We start from the raw sequence: 19,125 nt of genomic DNA, 5'->3' as shown, positions 1-19,125 counted from the left end.
CAGTTCCGGGCTGGACACCCCCATGTCCCTGCGGCAACGCAGGATCCCTCGGCTGGCTCCGAACCCCGACGCCTTCGGTTCCGCCACAGAAGGCATCGCTCGCTTCATGGGTACACCACAGTTCTTGCTGTGGATGACGGTCTTCTGTGCCCTGTGGCTGGCGTGGAACACCGTGGCTCCGGTGAGCTGGCGTTTCGACTCTGCAGCGTTCGGTTTCACGGCGCTGACGCTGGTGCTCTCGCTGCAGGCCTCCTATGCGGCACCGTTGCTGCTCCTGGCCCAGAACCGGCAGGACGACCGCGACCGGGTGTCGCTGACCGAGGACCGCGCCCGCGCCGAACGCAACCTGACCGACACCGAATACCTCACGCGGGAGATTGCGGGCTTGCGTCTGGCCATGCGCGACGTCGCGACACGTGACTTCGTTCGCTCCGAACTGCGCAACGTCCTCGAGGAACTCCTTGAGGAGCAGGAGGGCGTGTCCGACGACACGGCGGCACGCCGCCGTGAACGCGAACGCGGCAAGTTCGAACGCGACAAGGAACGCGAGGAGAAGGAACGCGACGAGCGGGAGCAACGATGACTGCCACCGTCGTCAGCGCGGTGGAAGCGGCCATGGAGCGGGTCATCGACCCCGAATTGCGTCGGCCCATCACCGAGTTGGGCATGCTCGATTCCGTCGAGGAGACCTCACCCGGGACCGTGAGCGTCGCTGTGTCCCTGACGGTGCAGGGTTGTCCCCTGCGCGGCACCATCGAGGAGGACGTACGCACGGCGGCGCTGGGCGTTGACGGCGTCTCCGACGTGTCCGTGCAGGTGGGCTACATGGATCCCGAACGTCGGCGCGCACTCGTGGACTCGCTCAAACGGCACAGCATCAGCTTCACCGAGCCCGGATCCCTCACGAGGGTGATCGCAGTGGCCTCAGGAAAGGGCGGGGTCGGAAAGTCTTCCGTCACCGTGAACCTGGCCGCCGCCATGGCGGCCGACGGGCTCAGTGTGGGCGTCGTGGACGCGGATGTCCTGGGATTCTCCGTGCCAGGACTGATGGGCGTCCATACCCGTCCCACCCGTGTGGACGAGATGATCCTTCCGCCGGTGGCCCATGGGGTGAAGGTCGTGTCCATCGGCATGTTCCTGGAGGACAACGCACCCGTCATGTGGCGTGGCCCCATGTTGCACAGGGCCTTGGAGCAGTTCCTCACCGACGTCCACTTCGGCGATCTCGACGTGCTGCTGTTGGACCTTCCCCCCGGCACGGGGGATGTGGCGATCTCCGTGTCCCAGTTGCTGCCCCACGCCGAGGTGGTCGTGGTGACGACCCCGCAGTCGGCTGCAGCTCAGGTCGCGGAACGGGCGGGAACCGCGGCCCATCGCACCGGTCAGAAGGTACTCGGCGTCGTGGAGAACATGAGCTGGATCGAGCTACCGGACGGAACCCGGATGACTCCCTTCGGCGAAGGCGGCGGGGCCGCTCTGGCTCAGCGGCTGAGTGAGGAGACCGGGGAGTCTGTGTCTCTGCTGGCCAGGATCCCCTTGGACCCGAGCCTGCGAGAGGGCGGCGACCAAGGCACTCCGGTGGTGTTGTCCCATCCGGATTCGGCCGCTTCGAAGGCCCTGACGAAATTGGCCGCGCGCCTGGCGCACAGGCCACGCGGCCTGGCCGGCAGGCAGTTGGGAATCACCCCGCGCTGAAGCTCAGGTGGCCTCGTCATCGAAAGGAGCGGGCGTTCCCGGCGGCAGGCGATCGTGGTCCAGATCCGGACGCGTCGCAGCGGCCATGCCGGCGGCTGCTGCACCGGCCGCACCGGCCGCGCCTGCGCCGCCGGAACCCGAGGTACCGGAAGCTGAGGTGCCCGCAGAGGCCGTTGACGGGGCGTCGGGCATGTCGTCGTCGAAGAGTGCATCCCTGATGATCTTGCGGGGATCGTACTGACGAGGATCCAGCTTGCGCCAGTCCACATCGGCCAGCTCGTCTCCGCCCTCCTCGCGGAGGCGCTCCTTGGCCGTGTCCGCGAAGCCACGTAGCTTCTTGATCAGTTGAGTGAGCTGGCGCGTGTAGCCGGGCAGCTTCTCCGGCCCGAGCACCACCATGGCCACCAAGGCGAGCACTATGAGCTCGCTACCGTTGATCCCGAACATGTCGAGGTCTTATCTTACCGGTCTTGCCGGGCATCCGGGCATGCTCAGCTGCTCGGTTCAACGAGTTGTGCCCAACCGCGCTGTAATCGTTCCCACCCGGAGACCGTGGACGAGGCCTTGGCGTCCTCGACCCGATCCGCCGAAAGACGCTCCACGCGGGACACCAGCCGGTCGGTGACGTCGTCGCCCAGGGTGGAACTGACGGCGTAGCTGCCGCCGTCGCGGCCCTGTAGGGTCGTGGACGATGCCGTGGTCATGGCGCGCTTCATGTCCGGAGCCGCGGCCTCGGATGCTCCATCCGCAGCGGTCACCGTGGGCGTTGGCGCCGCGGCATTGTGCTCACCGGTTTCGCTCCAGCGCGACTCGGCCACCACTGCGGTGCGGCCCTGCGTCTCATACGTGGTGGACACGGTGACGACGTCACCGTTGCGATACCCCATGACCTTGGTGGTGGCGAGGCCCATGGGCGTCAGATCGGCACACGTCCATCCCGCCTGCCGCAGTTCGGAGACCTCCGCGTCGCTGAGTTCCACTCCGGCCACCGTGAAGTCCTCGGCCGACTCTGCCAAGACGTTGTTGGTCTTTCCCCCTGCGTGCCAGGCAGCCAACAGGACGGAGACGAACGCGATGAGGGTGAACAGGGAACCGAGGACCGGTACGGAGTTGGACATCAGGCGTCTGGGGCGCGTGACCAGGTCGTTCGGGGCGGTGTCCACACCGGCGTCCACCAGGGAGGACAGCACCTCATCCGGGCGCGTGGACGTGCGACGAAGCCTGCGTCTGGCCTGAACCACCTGGTCTCGGCACCGAGCGCAGCGCTGCAGATGCACCTCCATCACCGCGCACTTGCGCCCGCGCATACGACCGCGGACATAGTCGTCGATCCATTCGTCCTGATGCATCAGGCCGCCGCGCATCAAGGGCATCATCATCGGCTCTCACCCAACACCGGCAGCACGGTCATGGGCGGCAGGGAAGAAGGCTGCTGCCCTCGCGGAGCCCGGTGCGGCAATGCTTCTCGCAGCAAGGTCCGGCCACGATGAATCCGGGATCGAACCGTTCCCAACTTACAGCCGAGGATCTCCGCCACCTCCTGGTAACTGAGACCCTCGAGGTCACACAGCACTACAGCGGCACGGTAGTCCGGGGGAAGCGCCGCGAGCGCCTTGGCCACGTCGACATCCAGATGCGCGCGTTCATAGCTGGCCTCGGGGCCCTCGGAGACCGCGGCGGCTTGCTCCTCTGCACCTTCTGCGAAGGGGTCGATGCGCAGCCGGGAGCGGCGTCTGGCTTGATCCAGGAAAATATTCGTGGTGATTCTGCGCACCCAGGCGTGAACGGATCCTGGCCCGTTGTAGGTGAAACCGGGCAGCGCTCTCAACGCCCTGACATAGGCTTCCTGGACCAGATCCTCCGCGTCAGCCCGGTGTCCGGTGAGTCGCTGAGCCAAACGCATCAACTCGGGGCCGAAGGCAACCGTGAGACCCTCGGGGGTGAGGGGGGAGGACTGAGACTGATGCACGTGTTCCATTTTGGGGCGTTACCCTGAAAACAGCCTGATGGCGGCCTGCGTCCTTTCGATGCACACACCTCCCCGTTCCGACCATGAGAGTCCAAGCATGAGCGCGTACAAACACAGCAGCTGGTCCTACGCCGAGGCATTGAGCGAGGAGGATGAGATCCTCAGCCGCGCCCGCTCCCGTGGGCATGAGCTCGGTGTCACGCCCGTCTCCGCAGCCACCGGCTCTCTGCTCACGGTGATGGCCGCGATGCGCCCCGCCCGCACAGCGGTGGAGATCGGTTCCGGCGTGGGTGTCTCCGGCGTGTCGCTGCTACGAGGCATGGCCCCGGACGGAATCCTGACCACCGTGGAGAAGGACACCGAGATCCTCGGTGCGGCCCGCACCACCTACGCAGAGGCGGGTTTCCCCACCTACCGCACCCGTACCATCAACGGTCGCAGCCAAGACGTACTCCCCCGCCTTGCCGACGCCGCCTACGACCTCGTGTTCGTGGATGGTTCCAGGCGGCGCATGGCCACCGACGTGGAGGAAGCCGGCCGGCTCCTACGACCCGGCGGATTGCTCTTCATCAATGACATCCTGGACGACGATCAGGTGCCCCAACCCGCCGTGCGACGGCCGTCGACGCTGGCTGCTCGTCAGACTCAGCGTTGGGTCCGTGACGAGGACCGCTTCGACTGGGTGGTGCTTCCTACCGGCACCGGCGTGATGCTCGGGGTCCTGCGTCGTCCTCGCTGAGCCGCCCCAGTTCACCGACGCTCGGACGCGGACAAGCCCCGGACCTGCAGGTCCGGGGCTTGTGCGGTCTTCGACTGACTGGCGTGGATGTGACGCCGAGACGTCACATCCTTGAGTTCACTCCGTGACGCCGACCAGGGCCTCACGCAGGGCGTTGGCCTCGTCGTCATTGATCTCCAGCACCAGGCGACCGCCGCCGTCGATCGGCACCCGCATGATCAGGCTGCGACCCTCCTTGGCGACCTCCAGGGGGCCGTCGCCCGTACGCGGTTTCATGGCAGCCATTTGGGTGCTCCTTCATGGTTCGATATCCGCGGCCTCGGATGACTGTGGGCCCATGTTCAGGCCCGGGTGGTTGACCGCGCGAGCGCATCGAGGAATCGACACTCTCGAGCCCCATTATTCCGAATTCCTGCCCGTGCTGCCAATCACACGCCTTCCGCGCGTCAGAACTCGACTTGACCAGACATGACGGTGTGAGGCCTTCGTCAGGAGTTTTCCGGGTTTTCGGGCCCATGATCAGTGGACCTTGATTCATGACTCGCCTCGACCCCGGGGACGGCTCGAGGCACGGATCGGGCCACTTCCAATTCATCGTTGAGTCGTTCGATCTCCGCGCTCAGCCCATTGAGGAGCTGGTCCACCTGATCGCATCGATACCCTCGCAGGCCCACCGACAAACGCACTGCATCAACATCAGCACCGCGGGGGTGTTCCGGCAACAGCACCGGAGGCAGAACGGGATCGGGTTCTGCCAGCCCTACCAGCGGGTTGTCCGTGATGGGATTCGACGTCGAGTCGGTACGCGGCCGGGGACGTGCAAGCAACACGGCCACCACGGCGACAGCGGCCAGCGCAAGGAAGAGGATCAGGTATCTCATCTGGCTTCGCTCTCATCGCGCTTCGTCACATGGGCCACGGCGGCGGCCGGATCATCCGTGACGAACGGACGCACCACGTCGGCCTCGTCGATGGTGCCTGCAGCGAGTGGGACGTTGCGCAACCAATCCATGAGTGGCCGCCAGAAGTCGGTGCCGAGCAGGGCGATCGGATAATCGTGAGCCTTGCCGGTCTGGACCAAGGTCATGATCTCGAAGAGTTCGTCCAGGGTGCCGAGGCCACCCGGGCAGAACACCGCACCCGATGAGTACTTCACGAAGGACACCTTGCGCGTGAAGAAGTAGTGGAAGGGCACGGCTTGGGTCACGTGCTCATTGAAACCGTCCTCGAAGGGGAGCTGGATGCCCAGCCCCACCGAGGCACCGTTGCCCTCCAGCGCTCCTTGATTGGCCCCGTGCATGGTGCCGGGCCCCCCGCCGGTGATGACCGCATACCCGCTCTCCGCCAGGCCGCGACCCACCTCGTGGGCCAGCCGATGAGCGGGCGTCCCCTCCCCCAAGCGCGCGGAGCCGAACACGGCGATCGCCGGCCCCAGGTCGGCCAGGGCGTCGAAGGAGTTCACGAACTCCCCTTGGATCCGAAGCACTCGCCAAGCTTCGACGCCCTTGGACACCTCGGCTGACGACGCCAGGAAATCCTGGTCGAACCGAGTGGTCGCTCCGGTCCACGGGGGTTCCGTTCGCTGCGCTGCATGGGGAGGCTTCTGGGACATGGTCACCAGCGTATCGGCCCTGATCGACTCGTCCCTGACCTGGCCGCTGGTGGTGACGATTGAGTAACTTCGTTTGAGAGCGCCCTTTCATGTCATCAACAGGCAACACGGCATGCATTAGGATTCCAACCATGACCACAGCACCTGAGACCGACGTCACAGCTCAGACGGCCATCGTCTCCCTCACCGGCGTCAACAAGCACTATGGCGAACTCCACGTGCTCCAGGACATCAATCTGCAAGTCACCAAAGGTGAAGTCGTGGTGGTCCTGGGCCCGTCAGGGTCCGGTAAGTCCACCTTGTGCCGCTCCATCAACCGCTTGGAAACCATCGATGACGGTCGGATCCTCATCGATGGTGACAAGCTCCCTGAAGAGGGCAAGGGTCTGGCCAAGCTCCGCGCAGAGGTCGGCATGGTGTTCCAGTCGTTCAATCTCTTCGCCAACAAGACCATCCTTCAGAATGTGACTCTGGGCCCCATCAAGGTCCTGGGTAAGCCCAAGGCCCAGGCGGAGCAGGAGGCCCTGGACCTCCTCAAGCGCGTGGGCGTCGAGAATCAGCGGGACAAGCTCCCCTCCCAGCTCTCCGGCGGCCAGCAGCAGCGTGTCGCCATCGCCCGCGCGTTGGCCATGAAGCCCAAGGTCATGCTCTTCGACGAGCCCACCTCGGCACTCGACCCCGAGATGATCAACGAGGTCCTGGACACCATGGTGGAACTGGCCCGCGAAGGCATGACCATGATCGTGGTGACCCACGAGATGGGATTCGCCTGCAAGGCTGCAGACCGCATCGTGTTCATGGCCGACGGTGCCATCGTGGAAGAGGCCACGCCCGAGGAGTTCTTCACGAACCCTCGGTCGGATCGCGCCAAGGACTTCCTCTCCAAGCTCATCAATCACTAGACCTCCACTCGCACAAGTAAAGGATCCAACCCCATGAAGCTCTTCACCAAGCGTCGCGGCCTCGCTGCCGCCTCCATGGCAGCCGTGGCCGCGCTGGCCCTCACCGCCTGCGGTGGCGACAGCGATTCCGGCTCCGGCGGAGGTGGCGACACCGGCCTGAAGTACGACGTCGCCACCGACGTCTCCATCGACGGCTCCGACACCTTCGACAAGATCAAGAAGGACGGCAAGATCACCATCGGCGTCAAGGAGGACCAGCCCTCACTCGGTTACCTCGATGCGGCCACCAAGGAGCGTTCCGGCTTCGACATCGAGATCGCCCGTTGGATGGCGGCCTCCCTCGGTGTGAAGGAATCCGATATCAAGTACAAGTTGGTGGACTCGGCCCAGCGCGAGCAGGCCCTGCAGAACGGCACCGTGGACCTCTACGTCGGTACCTACTCCATCACCGACGAGCGCAAGGAGATGGTCGGCTTCGCCGGACCGTACTTCGTCACCGGCCAGTCGCTGCTGGTGAAGAAGGATTCCAAGGCCAAGAGCATCGAGGACCTGGGCGGGAAGAAGATCTGCTCCATCACCGGCTCCACCCCGCTGCAGAACCTGAAGAAGAAGTACACGGACATCGAGACCGTGGAGATGGACAAGTACTCCGTCTGTGTCGATGCTCTCAAGAACGACAAGGTGGACGCCGTGACCACCGATGAGGCCATCCTGCTTGGCTACGCCGCAGAGGACCCGGACAACCTCAAGACCATCGGAGAACAGTTCACCGAGGAGCGCTACGGCATCGGGCTCCCCAAGGGTGACACCGCACTGTGCGAGGCACTGACCACCACCCTCAAGGACGGCGGCGATACCTGGACCGAGATCTTCGACGCGACCCTCGGCAAGTCCGGAGCCAAGGTGGAGCAGCCCGAGCCTGACGCCTGCTCCTGATCAGTAGTATCCCTCGGCACGTGGTGGGGGAAGGGTTCCCCCTTCCCCCACCACAGCCATTCACGCGCACGATTTGAAGGAGCATGGACATGCTGTCCCAGTTCTGGCACGTCCTCGTCGACAACCTGGACGTGTTCATCGATGGGTTCCTGATGACCCTGCGGTTGTTCGCGATCTCCGGTCTCGGGGCTTTGGTCCTCGGTGGGATCATCGGTTCCATGAGGGTTTCCCCGGTCCCGATCATGCGGGGCGTCGGCACCTTCTATGTGAACGCGGTCCGCAATACCCCATTGACGTTGATTCTGCTGTTCTTCGCCGTGGGCTACCCCAAGCTTTCGCTACCGAACCTCGATTACTGGGTCCTGGCGACGGTGGGCCTCACGCTCTACACCGCAAGTTATGTCGCGGAGACCGTGCGCTCCGGCATCAACACGGTGCCGATCGGGCAGGCGGAGGCGGCCCGCGCCATCGGCCTGACGTTCGGTCAGACCCTGACACAGGTGATCCTGCCCCAGGCGTTCCGCGCCGTGATCCCCCCTCTGTTCAGTGTGCTCATCGCCTTGCTGAAGAACACCACTGTCGCCTCCGCCTTCAGCGTGGTGGAGGCTGGCGCCATCCGGTCCTACCTGTCCGAACGCGGTGAGCCGGCCATGATGGTGCTCATCTGGGTGGCCCTGATCTTCGTGGTCCTTGTCCTGGTGCTTTCCGCCCTGCAGCGCTATCTCGAGAACAAGTGGAAGGTGGCGTGATGGCGGCCTCTGTCCTATTCGATGCTCCCGGCCCCAAGGCCAAGGTCCGCAACAAGATCTTGGCGGTCCTGACAGTGGTGGTGGTCCTCGGGATCATCGCCTACCTGGTCTACGAGTTGCAGCGCTCCGGGCAATTCGAGGCCCGGAAGTGGGAGTTCCTGAACTTCCCGCTGATCTGGGATCAGATCATCGACGGGCTCCTCGCCACTTTGAAGGGCTTCGCTCTGGCCGCGGTCGGATCCCTGGTGGTGGGCTTCCTGCTCGCCATCGGTCGGCTCTCCGACCATGCCTGGGTCCGCTGGATCTTCACCGTGATCGTGGAACTGTTCCGGGCCATCCCGGTGCTGATCCTGATGATGATGCTCTTCTATGGTCTGCCGAGTGTCGGCGTCTCCGTCTCCCCGTTCACCGCGGTGGTGGTTGCGCTGATCGCCTACAACGGTTCCGTCCTGGCCGAGGTCTTCCGCGCCGGTGTCGCGTCCCTGCCTAAGGGCCAGTCCGAGGCCGCCTACGCCGTGGGTCTACGCAAGACCCAGGTCATGACCTCGATCCTGCTCCCCCAGGCAGTCAAGGCCATGCTGCCGATGATCATCGCGCAGTTGGTTGTGGCCTTGAAGGACACGGCGCTGGGCTACGCGATCACGTATCCGGAGCTGTTGGCGGTCGTGAAGCTGCTCGGCAACCAGTCCCGCTTCGACTTCCCGCTGATCCCCGCGGCCATCGTGGGCGCGGTCATCTACATCGGGATGTGCCTGATTCTCTCCGGCATCGCGAAGTACGCCGAGTACCGGATCAACCGCTCCCCCTCGGTGGCCAAGGCCAAGGCGAAGCTGGACACGGCGGGTGGAGCGGCATTGCCCAAGCCCTGAGCCCATCAACCGCTATGAACGCGAGGAGCCCCAGTCGGCTGACTGGGGCTCCTCGCTTTTGCGACTGGATACGTGATGCGTAGCCCGTTCTATGGTTTATGCCCGGATCCGCAATCTGCGACCGTCCACCGACGGCCGCAATCCTCTCGAACGGCCGCAAATGGAGCTTCGAGCCGTATTACACCCCCAGTTCCCACCCCAACTCGACTCAGCTCAGCCAGCGGGTCAGGGCCGCCAGGCACTCGTCGATGGCCTGCCGCGTGACGTGCTCGTTGTCCGAGTGGGCCAGCAACGCATCGCCCGGACCGAAGTTCACGGCAGGCACGCCGAGCTCGGAGAAGCGAGCAACGTCCGTCCACCCGTACTTCGGCATCACCTCGGCCTGGCCCCCACCGGGACCGGCCACGGCCACGAACTCGGCTGCCACCTGCCGGTCCAACCCCGGACGCGCACCCGCGGCCGCGTCGGTGCGCACCACGGAGAACCCCTCAAGCAGTGAGCGCACGTAGGCCTCGGCCTGCTCCACCGACCGGGACGGGGCAAATCGATAGTTGACCTCCACCTCGCAGTGATCGGGGATGACGTTGCCCGCCACCCCACCCGAGATCCGAACGGCATTCAGCGACTCCCGGAAGGCCAAACCCTCGACGTCCACCGTCTCAGGTGAGTGCTCCGCCAGCCGGCCCAGGATCGGTGCCGCCGCGTGGATTGCGTTGGACCCCATCCACGCTCGTGCGGAGTGCGCGGCCTTGCCTGTCGTGGTGACGCGAAAACGCATGGTCCCGTTGCAGCCGCCCTCCACACCGCCGTTGGTAGGCTCCAGCAGGATCGCGAACACGGCATCCGTCAGCAGCTCGGTGTGGTTACGCGCCAGTCGGCCCAGCCCGGACAGTGAGGCCTCGACCTCCTCGTGGTCGTAGAACACATACGTGACGTCCTTGGTGGGCTCCACCAGTGAGGCCGCGAGCTTCAGCTGCACGGCCACCCCGCCCTTCATGTCGGTGGTTCCGCGGCCGTACAGGACGTCTCCGTCCCAGGAAGAGGGCACGGTCCCGCGAGACCCCGGCGTACGAGGCAACGGGACGGTATCCAGGTGCCCCGCCAGCACCACGCGCTCGGAACGTCCGAGCGAGGTGCGCGCGAGGATCGCGTCGCCGTCGCGCACCACGGACAGGTGGGGCAAGGCCGCCAAGGCGGCCTCCACGGCGTCGGCCAGCGGCGTTTCGTCTCCGGATACGGAGGCGATGTCGATCAGCGCGGCCGTGAGGTCGGCGACGGGCAGGGAGAGATCCAACGTAGGCGTCATGTCACAAGAGCTTAATCGCGTGGGCCGCGATCTTAGGATGGATGACATGTCTGCAGATACACCCCGCGTCGCCTCCGGCCACGGAGTCGCAACCATTCATTCATCCGGTTCCACGCTCGATACGTGGTTCCCCAAGCCCGTCCTCGCCCCGCTGAGCGACGACGAGCGCTCCGCCGCGATCCGTGCCTCCCTCGACGCCCTGACGGGCGAGGACGAGGCGCGCGGCACCCGCCGCGAGGTGGTCTCCGTCGAGTCCAAGCTCGACGAGCCACCCACCTCCACCGAGGACGTGTGGCTGCGGCTGCACCTGCTCTCCCACCGCTTGGTCAAACCCAACGAGGTCAACCTCGACGGCCAGTTCGGTTTCCTCGCCAACGTGGTGTGGACCTCCGAGGGCCCGTGTGCGGTCGAGGACTTCGAACTCACCCGTGCGCTCCTGCTCTCCCGCGGGACCCTGACGGTCTACGGCGTGGACAAGTTCCCCCGCATGGTTGACTACGTGGTGCCCAGCGGCGTCCGCATCGCCGACGCCGACCGCGTTCGCCTGGGCGCCCACCTGGCCTCCGGCACCACCGTGATGCACGAGGGCTTCGTGAACTTCAACGCCGGCACTCTGGGCACCTCCATGGTGGAGGGCCGCATCTCCGCCTCCGTGGTGGTCGGCGACGGTACGGACGTGGGCGGCGGCGCCTCCATCATGGGGACGCTCTCCGGCGGCGGCAAGGAGCGCATTCGCCTGGGTGAGCGCGTGCTGCTCGGCGCCAACTCCGGCATCGGGATCTCGCTGGGCGACGACTGCGTGGTGGAGGCCGGCCTCTACGTCACGGCGGGCACCCGCGTCACGGTCCGAGCCGAGGACGGCGACCACCAGGTGAAGGCCCTTGACCTCTCCGGCAAGTCCAACCTGCTCTTCCGCCGCAATTCCACCTCCGGCGCCGTCGAGGCACTCCCCCGCGCCACAGGTTCGGTGGAGCTCAACGACATCCTGCACGCCAACTAGGCGGCAAGCACAAAGGTGCCCGACGAGACCAACTCGAGTTGGTCTCGTCGGGCACCTTTCGTTGTGCACCGAACGCGGCTGCGCCGCGTGGCTCAGGCCTGCGGGTAGTCCCGCGACTCGTAGCCGGTGTAGAGCTGGCGGGGGCGTCCGATCTTGCGCTCGGGATCCAGCATCATCTCGCGCCACTGGGCGATCCAGCCCGGGAGGCGACCGATGGCGAAGAGGACTGTGAACATCTTCTCGGGGAAGCCCATGGCCTTGTAGATCAAGCCGGTGTAGAAGTCCACGTTGGGGTAGAGCTTGCGTTGGATGAAGTACTCATCGTTGAGCGCCGTCTCCTCGAGCGTCATGGCGATGTCGAGCAGCTCGTTGGCGCCCTGCTTGGCCAGGATGTCGTGAGCGGTCTGCTTGATGATCTTGGCGCGAGGGTCGTAGTTCTTGTAGACCCGGTGGCCGAAGCCCATCAGACGGACGCCGTCCTCCTTGTTCTTCACCTTCTGCATGAAGTCCGCAGGGGAGGTCCCGGAGGCCTGGATGCCGCGCAGCATCTTCAGAACGGCCTCGTTGGCGCCGCCATGGGCCGGTCCGAAGAGGGCATTGATGCCTGCGGAGACGGAGGCGAAGAGGTTCGCATCGGAGGAACCAACCAGGCGCACGGTGGAGGTGGAGCAGTTCTGCTCGTGGTCGGCGTGCAGGATGAGCAGCAGGTCGAGGGCCTTGACCATGTCAGGGTCCAGCTCGTACGGCTCGGTCGGCATGCCGAAGGCCAGGCGCAGGAAGTTCTCCACGAGGTTCATGGAGTTGTCCGGGTAGAGCAGGGCCTGGCCCATGGACTTCTTGTGTGCATAGGCCGCGATGACGGGGACCTTGGCCATCAGCCGTAGGGTGGAGAGTTCCACCTGCTCGGGATCGAACGGGTCCAGGGAGTCCTGGTACCAGGTGGAGAGCGCGGACACGGCGGAGGAGAGCACCGGCATGGGGTGCGCGTCGCGCGGGAAGGCCCCGAAGAACCCCTTGAGTTCCTCGTGCAGCAGCGTATGACGGCGGATCTTGTGGTCGAACTCCTCCAACTGCGAAGGAGTGGGGAGCTCACCGTAGATCAGCAGGTAGCTGACCTCGAGGTAAGAGGAGTTGGCGGCGAGCTGTTCGATCGGATACCCGCGGTAGCGGAGGATTCCGGCGTCGCCGTCGATGTAGGTGATGGCCGATTTGGTGGCGGCCGTGTTCATGAAACCGGGATCGTAGGTGACGTTCCCGGTGGTCTTGAGCAGAGGGGCGATGCCGAAACCGTTGTTACCTTCGACAGCGTCCACCACGGGCAGGTCAAGACCTGCGCCCGCGAACTCAAGGCGTGCGTTCGCTTCAGTCATGGATCATGTTCTCCTCAAAGGAGGGATAAGGGTGCTGTGGGACGTCCCACGTCGCCACCTAATCTATCGTGCCGACGGCCCGCATCCGAAACCGTCGGCGCACTACGGAACATTCCGTCGCATGTCAATGTGCCCCGCAGCCCGGAAAACCGCCGGTCCTTGCGGGGATCGGCCTCAGGCCGTGAGCCGTTCAGCAGCAGCGGCAATGCGTTCATCACTGGCGGTGATAGCGATACGCACGTGGAACTTGCCCGCCTCGCCGTAGAAGGCGCCCGGCCCGGCGACGATGCCACGCTCCGCCAGCCACCCGATGCTCTCCCAGCAGTTCTCGTTGCGGGTGACCCAGAGGTAAAGACCGGCCTCCGAGGAATCCACCCGGAATCCTGCAGACTCAAGGGCCGGCAGGATGGCCTCACGGCGGGCCCTGTAACGGTCCTTCTGCTCCACGACATGAGCATGGTCCCCGAGCGCGGCAACCATGGCGGCCTGAACCGGCGCGGGGACGATCATGCCTGCATGCTTACGCGAATTGACCAGGTCGGGGAAGAGGTCCGGCGCCCCCGCCAGGAACGCCGCCCGGTAACCTGCCAGATTGGACTGCTTGGACAGGGAGTACGCGGCCAGGAGACCTGTGAGGTCGCCACCGGATACCTCGTCCGAGAGGACCGACGGGATGATGGCGTCGCCGTCCCAGTCGCCCCAGCCCAGTTCCGCATAGCATTCGTCCGATGCGACAACGGCGCCGAGTTCGCGGGCCTGGTCAACCCTGGCCTTCAAGGAGTCCACGTCAAGGACGGAACCGGTGGGGTTGCCCGGGGAGTTCAGCCACACGAGCTTCACCCGGTCGCGGTCCTCCGCCTCGAGTTCGCCAAGGGAGTCCGCAGCGATGGCCTTGGCGCCCACGAGCCGGGCACCGATGTCATAGGTGGGGTAAGCCACGCGAGGCCGCACCACGACGTCGCCCTCGCCCAGGCCGAGCAGGAGCGGCAACCAGGCCACGAGCTCCTTCGAACCAACTGTGGGCATCACGTGATCGGTCGCCAAGTGCGTGGTGGCTCGGCGGTCACGGAACCAGTCCACGATGGCCTGGCGCACCGCGGGGCTGCCGTGGGTGGTGGGGTAACCGTGGGCGTCAGCTGCTCGGGCCAGAGCATCCTGGATCAGTTGCGGCGTGGGATCCACCGGGGTGCCGATGGACAGATCGACGGTGCCCCCTGGGTGCTCAGCGGCGCGAGCACGGTAAGGAGCCAGTGTTTCCCATGGGTAATCGGGCAGCTTCAAGACCATGTGCCCGAGCCTAGCGCCGCGGGCCTCTGGTCAGGGAATATCAAGCGATCTGTGTCGGAAGGGCTGCGACGAAGGCTTAGTAGGTGCACTAGGCTCCCACACTCTCATCACCGCCAAGCGAACCGATCTCATCGAAGAACTCGACGTTGGCTTTGTAGTAATCCGCCCACTCGTCTGGCAGATCGTCCTCGTAATAGATGGCCTCGACCGGGCACACGGGCTCGCAGGCACCACAATCGACGCATTCGTCGGGGTGGATGTAGAGGGTACGCTCACCTTCGTAGATGCAGTCGACGGGGCACTCGTCGATGCAGGCCTTGTCCTTCACGTCCACGCACGGCTGCGCGATGATGTAGGTCACTACTTCCCTCTTCCACACTTCTCTTCTCCGGCCCGTCCCGATCGGAGACGGCACACACGGATCAAGGTCATGAGTCTAGTCCGCCGCGCGCTTCCAAGACAGTGAGGTGAGGCTATCCAGGACAGGCCCCGTAGGGTGGAGTTATGGCCGATTTCTTCGATTCCGTTCCTCTGGGAACCCGGGTCGTGGTGCGCTACAGGCTCAGCAATCCGGGCGCTACAGCCGGGCCAGGCTTGAGCGACGCCCTCGGGGAGCTGATCGCGGTAGAATCCGTCCACGGATCCCGCCGGGTGACGATTCTCACGCGTCGAGGTGAGGTGTCCATCCCCACCGCTTCCATCACCCACGCCAAACCGGTACCGCCACGCCGGCCGGACCGGGAACGATCCGGAAGGACAGCCGACCGAAAGGAAACCTAAGTGATTTGAAGGCACCAATCACTTATGCTTGGTTGCCATGAGCACAGAGGACTCCACCCCGCAGGCTGACACCTCCACAGGGCTCCCACCTGCGGTCATGCAGGCCAGGGCCAGGGCGCTATCATCCCCCATCCGGCTGCGAATCCTGAGACTCTGCCTCCACCAGCCGCGCACCAACAAGGAGATTGCTGACGCGCTGGACATGAACCCCGCCACCACTCTCCACCACGTCAGGACGCTCGTGAACACCGGATTCATCGAACCCGGTGAGGTCCGGCGCGGCAAGCGCGGAGCCAAGGAGGTTCCCTATGCCTCCACGCACCTGTCCTGGCGCACTCCGTTGCCTGACGCCTCTCCCATCCTGGTGGAGACCTTCCTGCAGGAGATCGATGGGCTCTCCCCCGACGAGATCCAGGTGATGCGCGTTGGCCTCAAGCTCACGGAGGAACACCAACGCGAACTCACGGAACGCCTCCGCGGCGTCCTGGAGGAGTTCATGGCCAAGGAGGACCCCGCTGGGACCCCCACCTCGCTCTTCATCGCCCATCACCTTGACAAGGTCGGAATGCCCGAGGAACTCCCTGGCGACGCCTGCGCGTGAGGCGTCACCGACCGTCGGGCAGGAGAACCGTCAGCGGCGCGGTGGACGCGCGGGCGCAACCCGCGCGGTGAGCAGCAAAGCGGCGATGGTTGCGACGACCGTCCCGGCCATCAGCACCAGGGAGGACCAGGCCGCGCCGGGTGCCACCTTGAAGGCTGCCGAACTCAGCGGCGGCATGAACGTGTCCTGACCGCCCAACGACACCACAGAAAGCAGTCCGAACGCGACGAGTCCGACCAGCCCCGGCGCCCAACGCACTCGCGTCGACAGGCCCCACCACCAGGCTCCACCGAAGATCGTGGCCACACCGAGCAGGGCACCCCACGGCAGCACCACGGAGCTGTCCAGGACCGTGGACCAGCCCTGCCACAGCAGGGCCACCACACCCGTGATCAGTCCGATGACCACGGAGACGACAACCGCGACCCACCCCCGCACCTCATGGGTGCCGGAGTGGGTCGCGGTGGCCTGCGAGCGGCTCGTATCAGGAACGCGCACGCGAACGGGCAGCCTTGGCACGCTCGTTGGAGTTCAGGATGACCTTACGGATGCGAATGGCCTCCGGGGTCACCTCGACGCACTCGTCCTCGCGCGCGAACTCCAGGGACTCCTCCAGGGTCAGCTTGCGCGGCGGCGTCAGGCCCTCGAAGTTATCGGCAGACGCCGAACGCATGTTGGTCAGCTTCTTCTCCTTGGTGACGTTGACCTCCATGTCATCCGCACGGGAGTTCTCACCGACGATCATACCCTCGTAGACCTCTTCGGTGGGCTGCACGAAGAAGGAGCAACGCTCCTGCAGGTTGATCATGGCGAACGGCGTGGTGACGCCCGCGCGGTCGGAGATGATGGAGCCGTTGATGCGGTACTCGATCTCGCCGGCCCAGGGCTCGTAGCCTGCCGCGATGGAGGAGGCGATACCGGCGCCACGCGTCTCCGTCAGGAACTTGGTACGGAAGCCGATGAGGCCACGAGCGGGAACCGTGAACTGCATGCGGATCCAGCCGGTGCCGTTGTTGGTCATCTCCGTCATGCGGCCCTTACGGGCGGCCATGAGCTGGGTGATGGCGCCGAGGTACTCGTCAGGAGTATCGATGGTCATCTCTTCCATGGGCTCGTGGACCTTGCCGTCCACGACCTTGGTGACGACCTGCGGCTTGCCGACGGTGAGCTCGAAGTTCTCGCGACGCATCTGCTCCACGAGGATGGCCAGAGCCAACTCGCCACGGCCCTGGACCTCCCAGGCGTCGGGACGCTCGGTGGGCAGCACCTTCAGGGAGACGTTACCGATCAGCTCGCGGTCCAGGCGGTCCTTGACCTGGCGGGCGGTGACCTTGGCGCCCTTGACGCGGCCGGCGGTGGGGGCCGTGTTGATTCCGATGGTCATGGAGATCGCGGGATCGTCAACGGTGATCAACGGGAGCGGCTTGGGGTTGTCGAGGTCGGTCAGGGTGTCGCCGATCATGATGTCTGCGATGCCTGCCACGGCGACGATGTCGCCGGCCTTGGCTTCCTCGGCGGGGACACGATCCAGGCCCTTGGTGGCCAGCAGTTCCGTGATCTTCACGGTCTGGATGGTGCCGTCGTGACGGGCCCAGGCAACCTGCTGCCCCTTCTTCAAGGTGCCGTTGTAGACGCGCAGCAGAGCCAGACGACCCAGGAACGGGGAGGCGTCCAGGTTGGTGACGTGTGCCTGCAGCACCTCGTCGGTGTCGTAGGTGGGGGCCGGGACGTGCTCCATGATGGCGGCGAACAGCGGCTCAAGGTCCTCGCTGTCCGGCAGGGCGCCGTCGGCGGGCTGGGTCTGGGAGGCGCGGCCGGCCTTACCGGAGGCGTAGACCACGGGGACGTCCAGCACGGAGTCCAGGTCCAGGTCCGGAACCTCGTCTGCCAGGTCGGAGGCCAGGCCCAACAACAGGTCCATGGAGTCGGAGACCACGCCGTCGATGCGGGCGTCGGGGCGGTCCGTCTTGTTGACCACGAGGATCACGGGGAGCTTGGCGGCCAGCGCCTTGCGCAGCACGAAGCGGGTCTGCGGCAGCGGGCCCTCGGACGCGTCCACCAGCAGCACCACGCCATCCACCATGGACAGTCCGCGCTCCACCTCGCCGCCGAAGTCGGCGTGACCGGGGGTGTCGATCACGTTGATGGTGACGTCCTTGCCCTCGGCGGAGGGGCCGGAGTAGAACACCGTGGTGTTCTTGGCGAGGATGGTGATGCCCTTCTCGCGTTCCAGTTCCCCGGAGTCCATGACGCGGTCCTCGGTCTCTCCGTGGGAGGAGAAAGCACCGGTCTGCTGCAGCATGGCGTCGACGAGCGTCGTCTTGCCGTGGTCGACGTGCGCCACGATGGCGACGTTGCGAAGGTCCTCGCGCGAGGCAATGGCCATGGAAGTTGTATCCAATCCTGTTGAAAAAGTACGCGCCGGTCGGCATCCGTCCTACAGACGGACGCAGGTACGTGAACTCACGGCGCCCATCCTTGATTCTACTCGCGTCCGGCCCGCGTGACGCGTGACCTCGATCTCGTGACCGAACACGCGGGAATCCGCTGGGGTGTTCGCCCGTTCCCTAGCGCTCTCAGACCAGCAACAGCGACACCAGCGCCAGCACGAACAGGACTCCACAGATGGACCAGTCGCGCTTGAGATAGGACTTCTCCACCTCACCGTTCATGCCGCGTCCGTTGGTGCCCTCGAGGCGACGGTCACGCTCCTCGAGGATGGCTCTGGGGAGCTCCGGCGTCTTGGGCTGGGACTCGTTGTAGGTCCCTGCCTGGGATCGTGCTGCGGCGTCACGGGAACGCTGACGCACACGCTGCATCGAGGACACCGGGGCCGACCACACCTTCACGGCCTCCCCGGAACGCGGTACCAGTTCGATGAAGAGGGTCTGTTTCACGTCACCGAGCCGGCGCCACGGGATGAACACCTGGACGATCACATTGCGACAGGTCACGCCCTCCGAACCGATGCTGAGTTTGGGGGTCACGAAGATCAGGGCGAGCAACCAGCACACGGCGGCGATCCACACGATGACGCTGAGGCCCATGCCCCAGTACCCGCGCCGCATGCAGTCCCAGGCCGCGAGCACCCCCACTGCGCCCACCAGCTCCACCCAGATCCACCCGGACTTCGCGGTGGTGAGGACGGTGTCCTTCTCGGTCGTCTCGGGGCGTGGGCCGTCGCCGGCAGCGTTCTCGGGCATGGAGTCGATTCTTCCAGATGAGGGGCAAGATGAGGGGCCGGATGAGAGGTAAGTACAGCGGTACCCGCATCCGACGCAGCGGACCCGGAACGGGGTCCCTGCGTCGG

22 protein-coding genes are annotated in these 19,125 nt (G+C 65.3%); 9 read left to right on the top strand and 13 right to left on the bottom strand.

The features are described 5' to 3' along the window. The first annotated feature begins 22 nt into the window (after positions 1-22). Both Q0A15_RS11290 and Q0A15_RS11285 read left to right on the top strand, forming a co-directional pair. Positions 23-583, top strand: a complete 561-nt coding sequence (locus Q0A15_RS11290; protein ID WP_291279644.1) for a DUF1003 domain-containing protein — start codon at positions 23-25, stop codon at positions 581-583. Then, a complete protein-coding gene (locus Q0A15_RS11285) occupies positions 580-1,695 on the top strand; it encodes a P-loop NTPase (RefSeq protein WP_291279627.1) in 1,116 nt (371 codons plus the stop codon). The genes Q0A15_RS11290 and Q0A15_RS11285 overlap by 4 nt, the downstream gene beginning before the upstream one ends. A gap of 3 nt (positions 1,696-1,698) precedes the next feature. Here Q0A15_RS11285 and Q0A15_RS11280 read toward each other — a convergent pair whose 3' ends face one another. From Q0A15_RS11280 to Q0A15_RS11270, 3 genes are read right to left on the bottom strand one after another with little or no spacing between them, the layout of a single operon-like run. After that, entirely contained in the window at positions 1,699-2,142 is a 444-nt protein-coding gene (locus Q0A15_RS11280; protein ID WP_291279626.1) for a twin-arginine translocase TatA/TatE family subunit, read from the bottom strand. A 44-nt stretch (positions 2,143-2,186) separates the two neighbouring features. Beyond that, positions 2,187-3,059, bottom strand: a complete 873-nt coding sequence (locus Q0A15_RS11275; RefSeq protein WP_291279625.1) for a zf-HC2 domain-containing protein — start codon at positions 3,057-3,059, stop codon at positions 2,187-2,189. A gap of 11 nt (positions 3,060-3,070) precedes the next feature. Further along, positions 3,071-3,664 (bottom strand): sigma-70 family RNA polymerase sigma factor, encoded by a 594-nt coding sequence (locus tag Q0A15_RS11270; protein ID WP_291279624.1) that lies wholly within the window; start codon positions 3,662-3,664, stop codon positions 3,071-3,073. Between the two features lie 97 nt (positions 3,665-3,761). Here Q0A15_RS11270 and Q0A15_RS11265 point away from each other — a divergent pair, with 97 nt between their 5' ends. Further along, the gene (locus Q0A15_RS11265; RefSeq protein ID WP_291279623.1) at positions 3,762-4,403 is read left to right on the top strand and encodes an O-methyltransferase; all 642 of its coding nucleotides are present in this window, start codon (positions 3,762-3,764) and stop codon (positions 4,401-4,403) included. 117 nt (positions 4,404-4,520) lie between these two features. On the opposite strand, the gene Q0A15_RS11260 is transcribed toward Q0A15_RS11265, so the two are convergent. The 3 genes from Q0A15_RS11260 to Q0A15_RS11250 all read right to left on the bottom strand — a co-directional run bounded on the left by Q0A15_RS11260 (position 4,521) and on the right by Q0A15_RS11250 (position 6,015). Beyond that, positions 4,521-4,688: a DUF3117 domain-containing protein gene (locus Q0A15_RS11260; protein ID WP_291279622.1), complete on the bottom strand. Its 168-nt coding sequence runs from the start codon at positions 4,686-4,688 to the stop codon at positions 4,521-4,523. A gap of 203 nt (positions 4,689-4,891) precedes the next feature. Next, positions 4,892-5,284: a DivIVA domain-containing protein gene (locus Q0A15_RS11255; RefSeq protein ID WP_291279621.1), complete on the bottom strand. Its 393-nt coding sequence runs from the start codon at positions 5,282-5,284 to the stop codon at positions 4,892-4,894. Next, the gene (locus tag Q0A15_RS11250) at positions 5,281-6,015 is read right to left on the bottom strand and encodes a TIGR00730 family Rossman fold protein (RefSeq protein ID WP_291279620.1); all 735 of its coding nucleotides are present in this window, start codon (positions 6,013-6,015) and stop codon (positions 5,281-5,283) included. Before Q0A15_RS11250 ends, Q0A15_RS11255 begins: the two co-directional genes overlap by 4 nt. 131 nt (positions 6,016-6,146) lie before the next feature. On the opposite strand from Q0A15_RS11250, the gene Q0A15_RS11245 reads away from it, so the two are divergent. From Q0A15_RS11245 to Q0A15_RS11230, 4 genes are all read left to right on the top strand, one after another. Beyond that, positions 6,147-6,917 (top strand): amino acid ABC transporter ATP-binding protein, encoded by a 771-nt coding sequence (locus tag Q0A15_RS11245; RefSeq protein WP_291279619.1) that lies wholly within the window; start codon positions 6,147-6,149, stop codon positions 6,915-6,917. A 33-nt stretch (positions 6,918-6,950) separates the two neighbouring features. Beyond that, on the top strand, positions 6,951-7,853 hold the full coding sequence (locus tag Q0A15_RS11240; protein ID WP_291279618.1) for a glutamate ABC transporter substrate-binding protein: 903 nt from the start codon (positions 6,951-6,953) through the stop codon (positions 7,851-7,853). Positions 7,854-7,942: 89 nt separating this feature from the next. Next, positions 7,943-8,602 carry an amino acid ABC transporter permease gene (locus tag Q0A15_RS11235; RefSeq protein WP_291279617.1) on the top strand — a complete coding sequence of 220 codons (660 nt, stop codon included), beginning with the start codon at positions 7,943-7,945 and terminating at the stop codon, positions 8,600-8,602. Then, on the top strand, positions 8,602-9,471 hold the full coding sequence (locus Q0A15_RS11230) for an amino acid ABC transporter permease (protein ID WP_291279616.1): 870 nt from the start codon (positions 8,602-8,604) through the stop codon (positions 9,469-9,471). Before Q0A15_RS11235 ends, Q0A15_RS11230 begins: the two co-directional genes overlap by 1 nt. A gap of 208 nt (positions 9,472-9,679) precedes the next feature. Here the strand turns inward: Q0A15_RS11230 and dapE are convergent, their stop codons facing one another. After that, positions 9,680-10,777 carry a succinyl-diaminopimelate desuccinylase gene (gene dapE, locus Q0A15_RS11225; RefSeq protein WP_291279615.1) on the bottom strand — a complete coding sequence of 366 codons (1,098 nt, stop codon included), beginning with the start codon at positions 10,775-10,777 and terminating at the stop codon, positions 9,680-9,682. A gap of 46 nt (positions 10,778-10,823) precedes the next feature. Between dapE and dapD the strand changes: the two genes are divergently transcribed. Beyond that, complete coding sequence (gene dapD, locus Q0A15_RS11220; RefSeq protein WP_291279614.1) at positions 10,824-11,777, top strand: 2,3,4,5-tetrahydropyridine-2,6-dicarboxylate N-succinyltransferase; 954 nt, start codon at positions 10,824-10,826, stop codon at positions 11,775-11,777. A 92-nt stretch (positions 11,778-11,869) separates the two neighbouring features. Here dapD and Q0A15_RS11215 read toward each other — a convergent pair whose 3' ends face one another. From Q0A15_RS11215 to fdxA, 3 genes are all read right to left on the bottom strand, one after another. Continuing rightward, on the bottom strand, positions 11,870-13,147 hold the full coding sequence (locus Q0A15_RS11215; protein WP_291279613.1) for a citrate synthase: 1,278 nt from the start codon (positions 13,145-13,147) through the stop codon (positions 11,870-11,872). Between the two features lie 174 nt (positions 13,148-13,321). Then, positions 13,322-14,434, bottom strand: a complete 1,113-nt coding sequence (gene dapC / locus Q0A15_RS11210) for a succinyldiaminopimelate transaminase (protein WP_291279612.1) — start codon at positions 14,432-14,434, stop codon at positions 13,322-13,324. An 88-nt stretch (positions 14,435-14,522) separates the two neighbouring features. Continuing rightward, a complete protein-coding gene (fdxA, locus tag Q0A15_RS11205) occupies positions 14,523-14,795 on the bottom strand; it encodes a ferredoxin (RefSeq protein ID WP_367273387.1) in 273 nt (90 codons plus the stop codon). Positions 14,796-15,251: 456 nt separating this feature from the next. Between fdxA and Q0A15_RS11200 the strand changes: the two genes are divergently transcribed. Next, a complete protein-coding gene (locus Q0A15_RS11200) occupies positions 15,252-15,815 on the top strand; it encodes a winged helix-turn-helix domain-containing protein (RefSeq protein WP_291279611.1) in 564 nt (187 codons plus the stop codon). Positions 15,816-15,845: 30 nt separating this feature from the next. Here the strand turns inward: Q0A15_RS11200 and Q0A15_RS11195 are convergent, their stop codons facing one another. The 3 genes from Q0A15_RS11195 to Q0A15_RS11185 all read right to left on the bottom strand — a co-directional run bounded on the left by Q0A15_RS11195 (position 15,846) and on the right by Q0A15_RS11185 (position 19,018). Then, positions 15,846-16,313, bottom strand: a complete 468-nt coding sequence (locus Q0A15_RS11195; protein WP_291279610.1) for a hypothetical protein — start codon at positions 16,311-16,313, stop codon at positions 15,846-15,848. After that, positions 16,300-18,201 carry a translational GTPase TypA gene (typA, locus tag Q0A15_RS11190; protein ID WP_291279609.1) on the bottom strand — a complete coding sequence of 634 codons (1,902 nt, stop codon included), beginning with the start codon at positions 18,199-18,201 and terminating at the stop codon, positions 16,300-16,302. The genes Q0A15_RS11195 and typA overlap by 14 nt, the downstream gene beginning before the upstream one ends. A gap of 190 nt (positions 18,202-18,391) precedes the next feature. Further along, entirely contained in the window at positions 18,392-19,018 is a 627-nt protein-coding gene (locus tag Q0A15_RS11185; RefSeq protein ID WP_291279608.1) for a hypothetical protein, read from the bottom strand. Positions 19,019-19,125: the final 107 nt, after the last annotated feature.

The organism is Galactobacter sp., from assembly GCF_022712295.1.
In the GTDB taxonomy this organism is placed as follows: Bacteria; Actinomycetota; Actinomycetes; order Actinomycetales; family Micrococcaceae; genus Galactobacter.
This window is presented reverse-complemented; position numbering and strand designations above follow the sequence as displayed.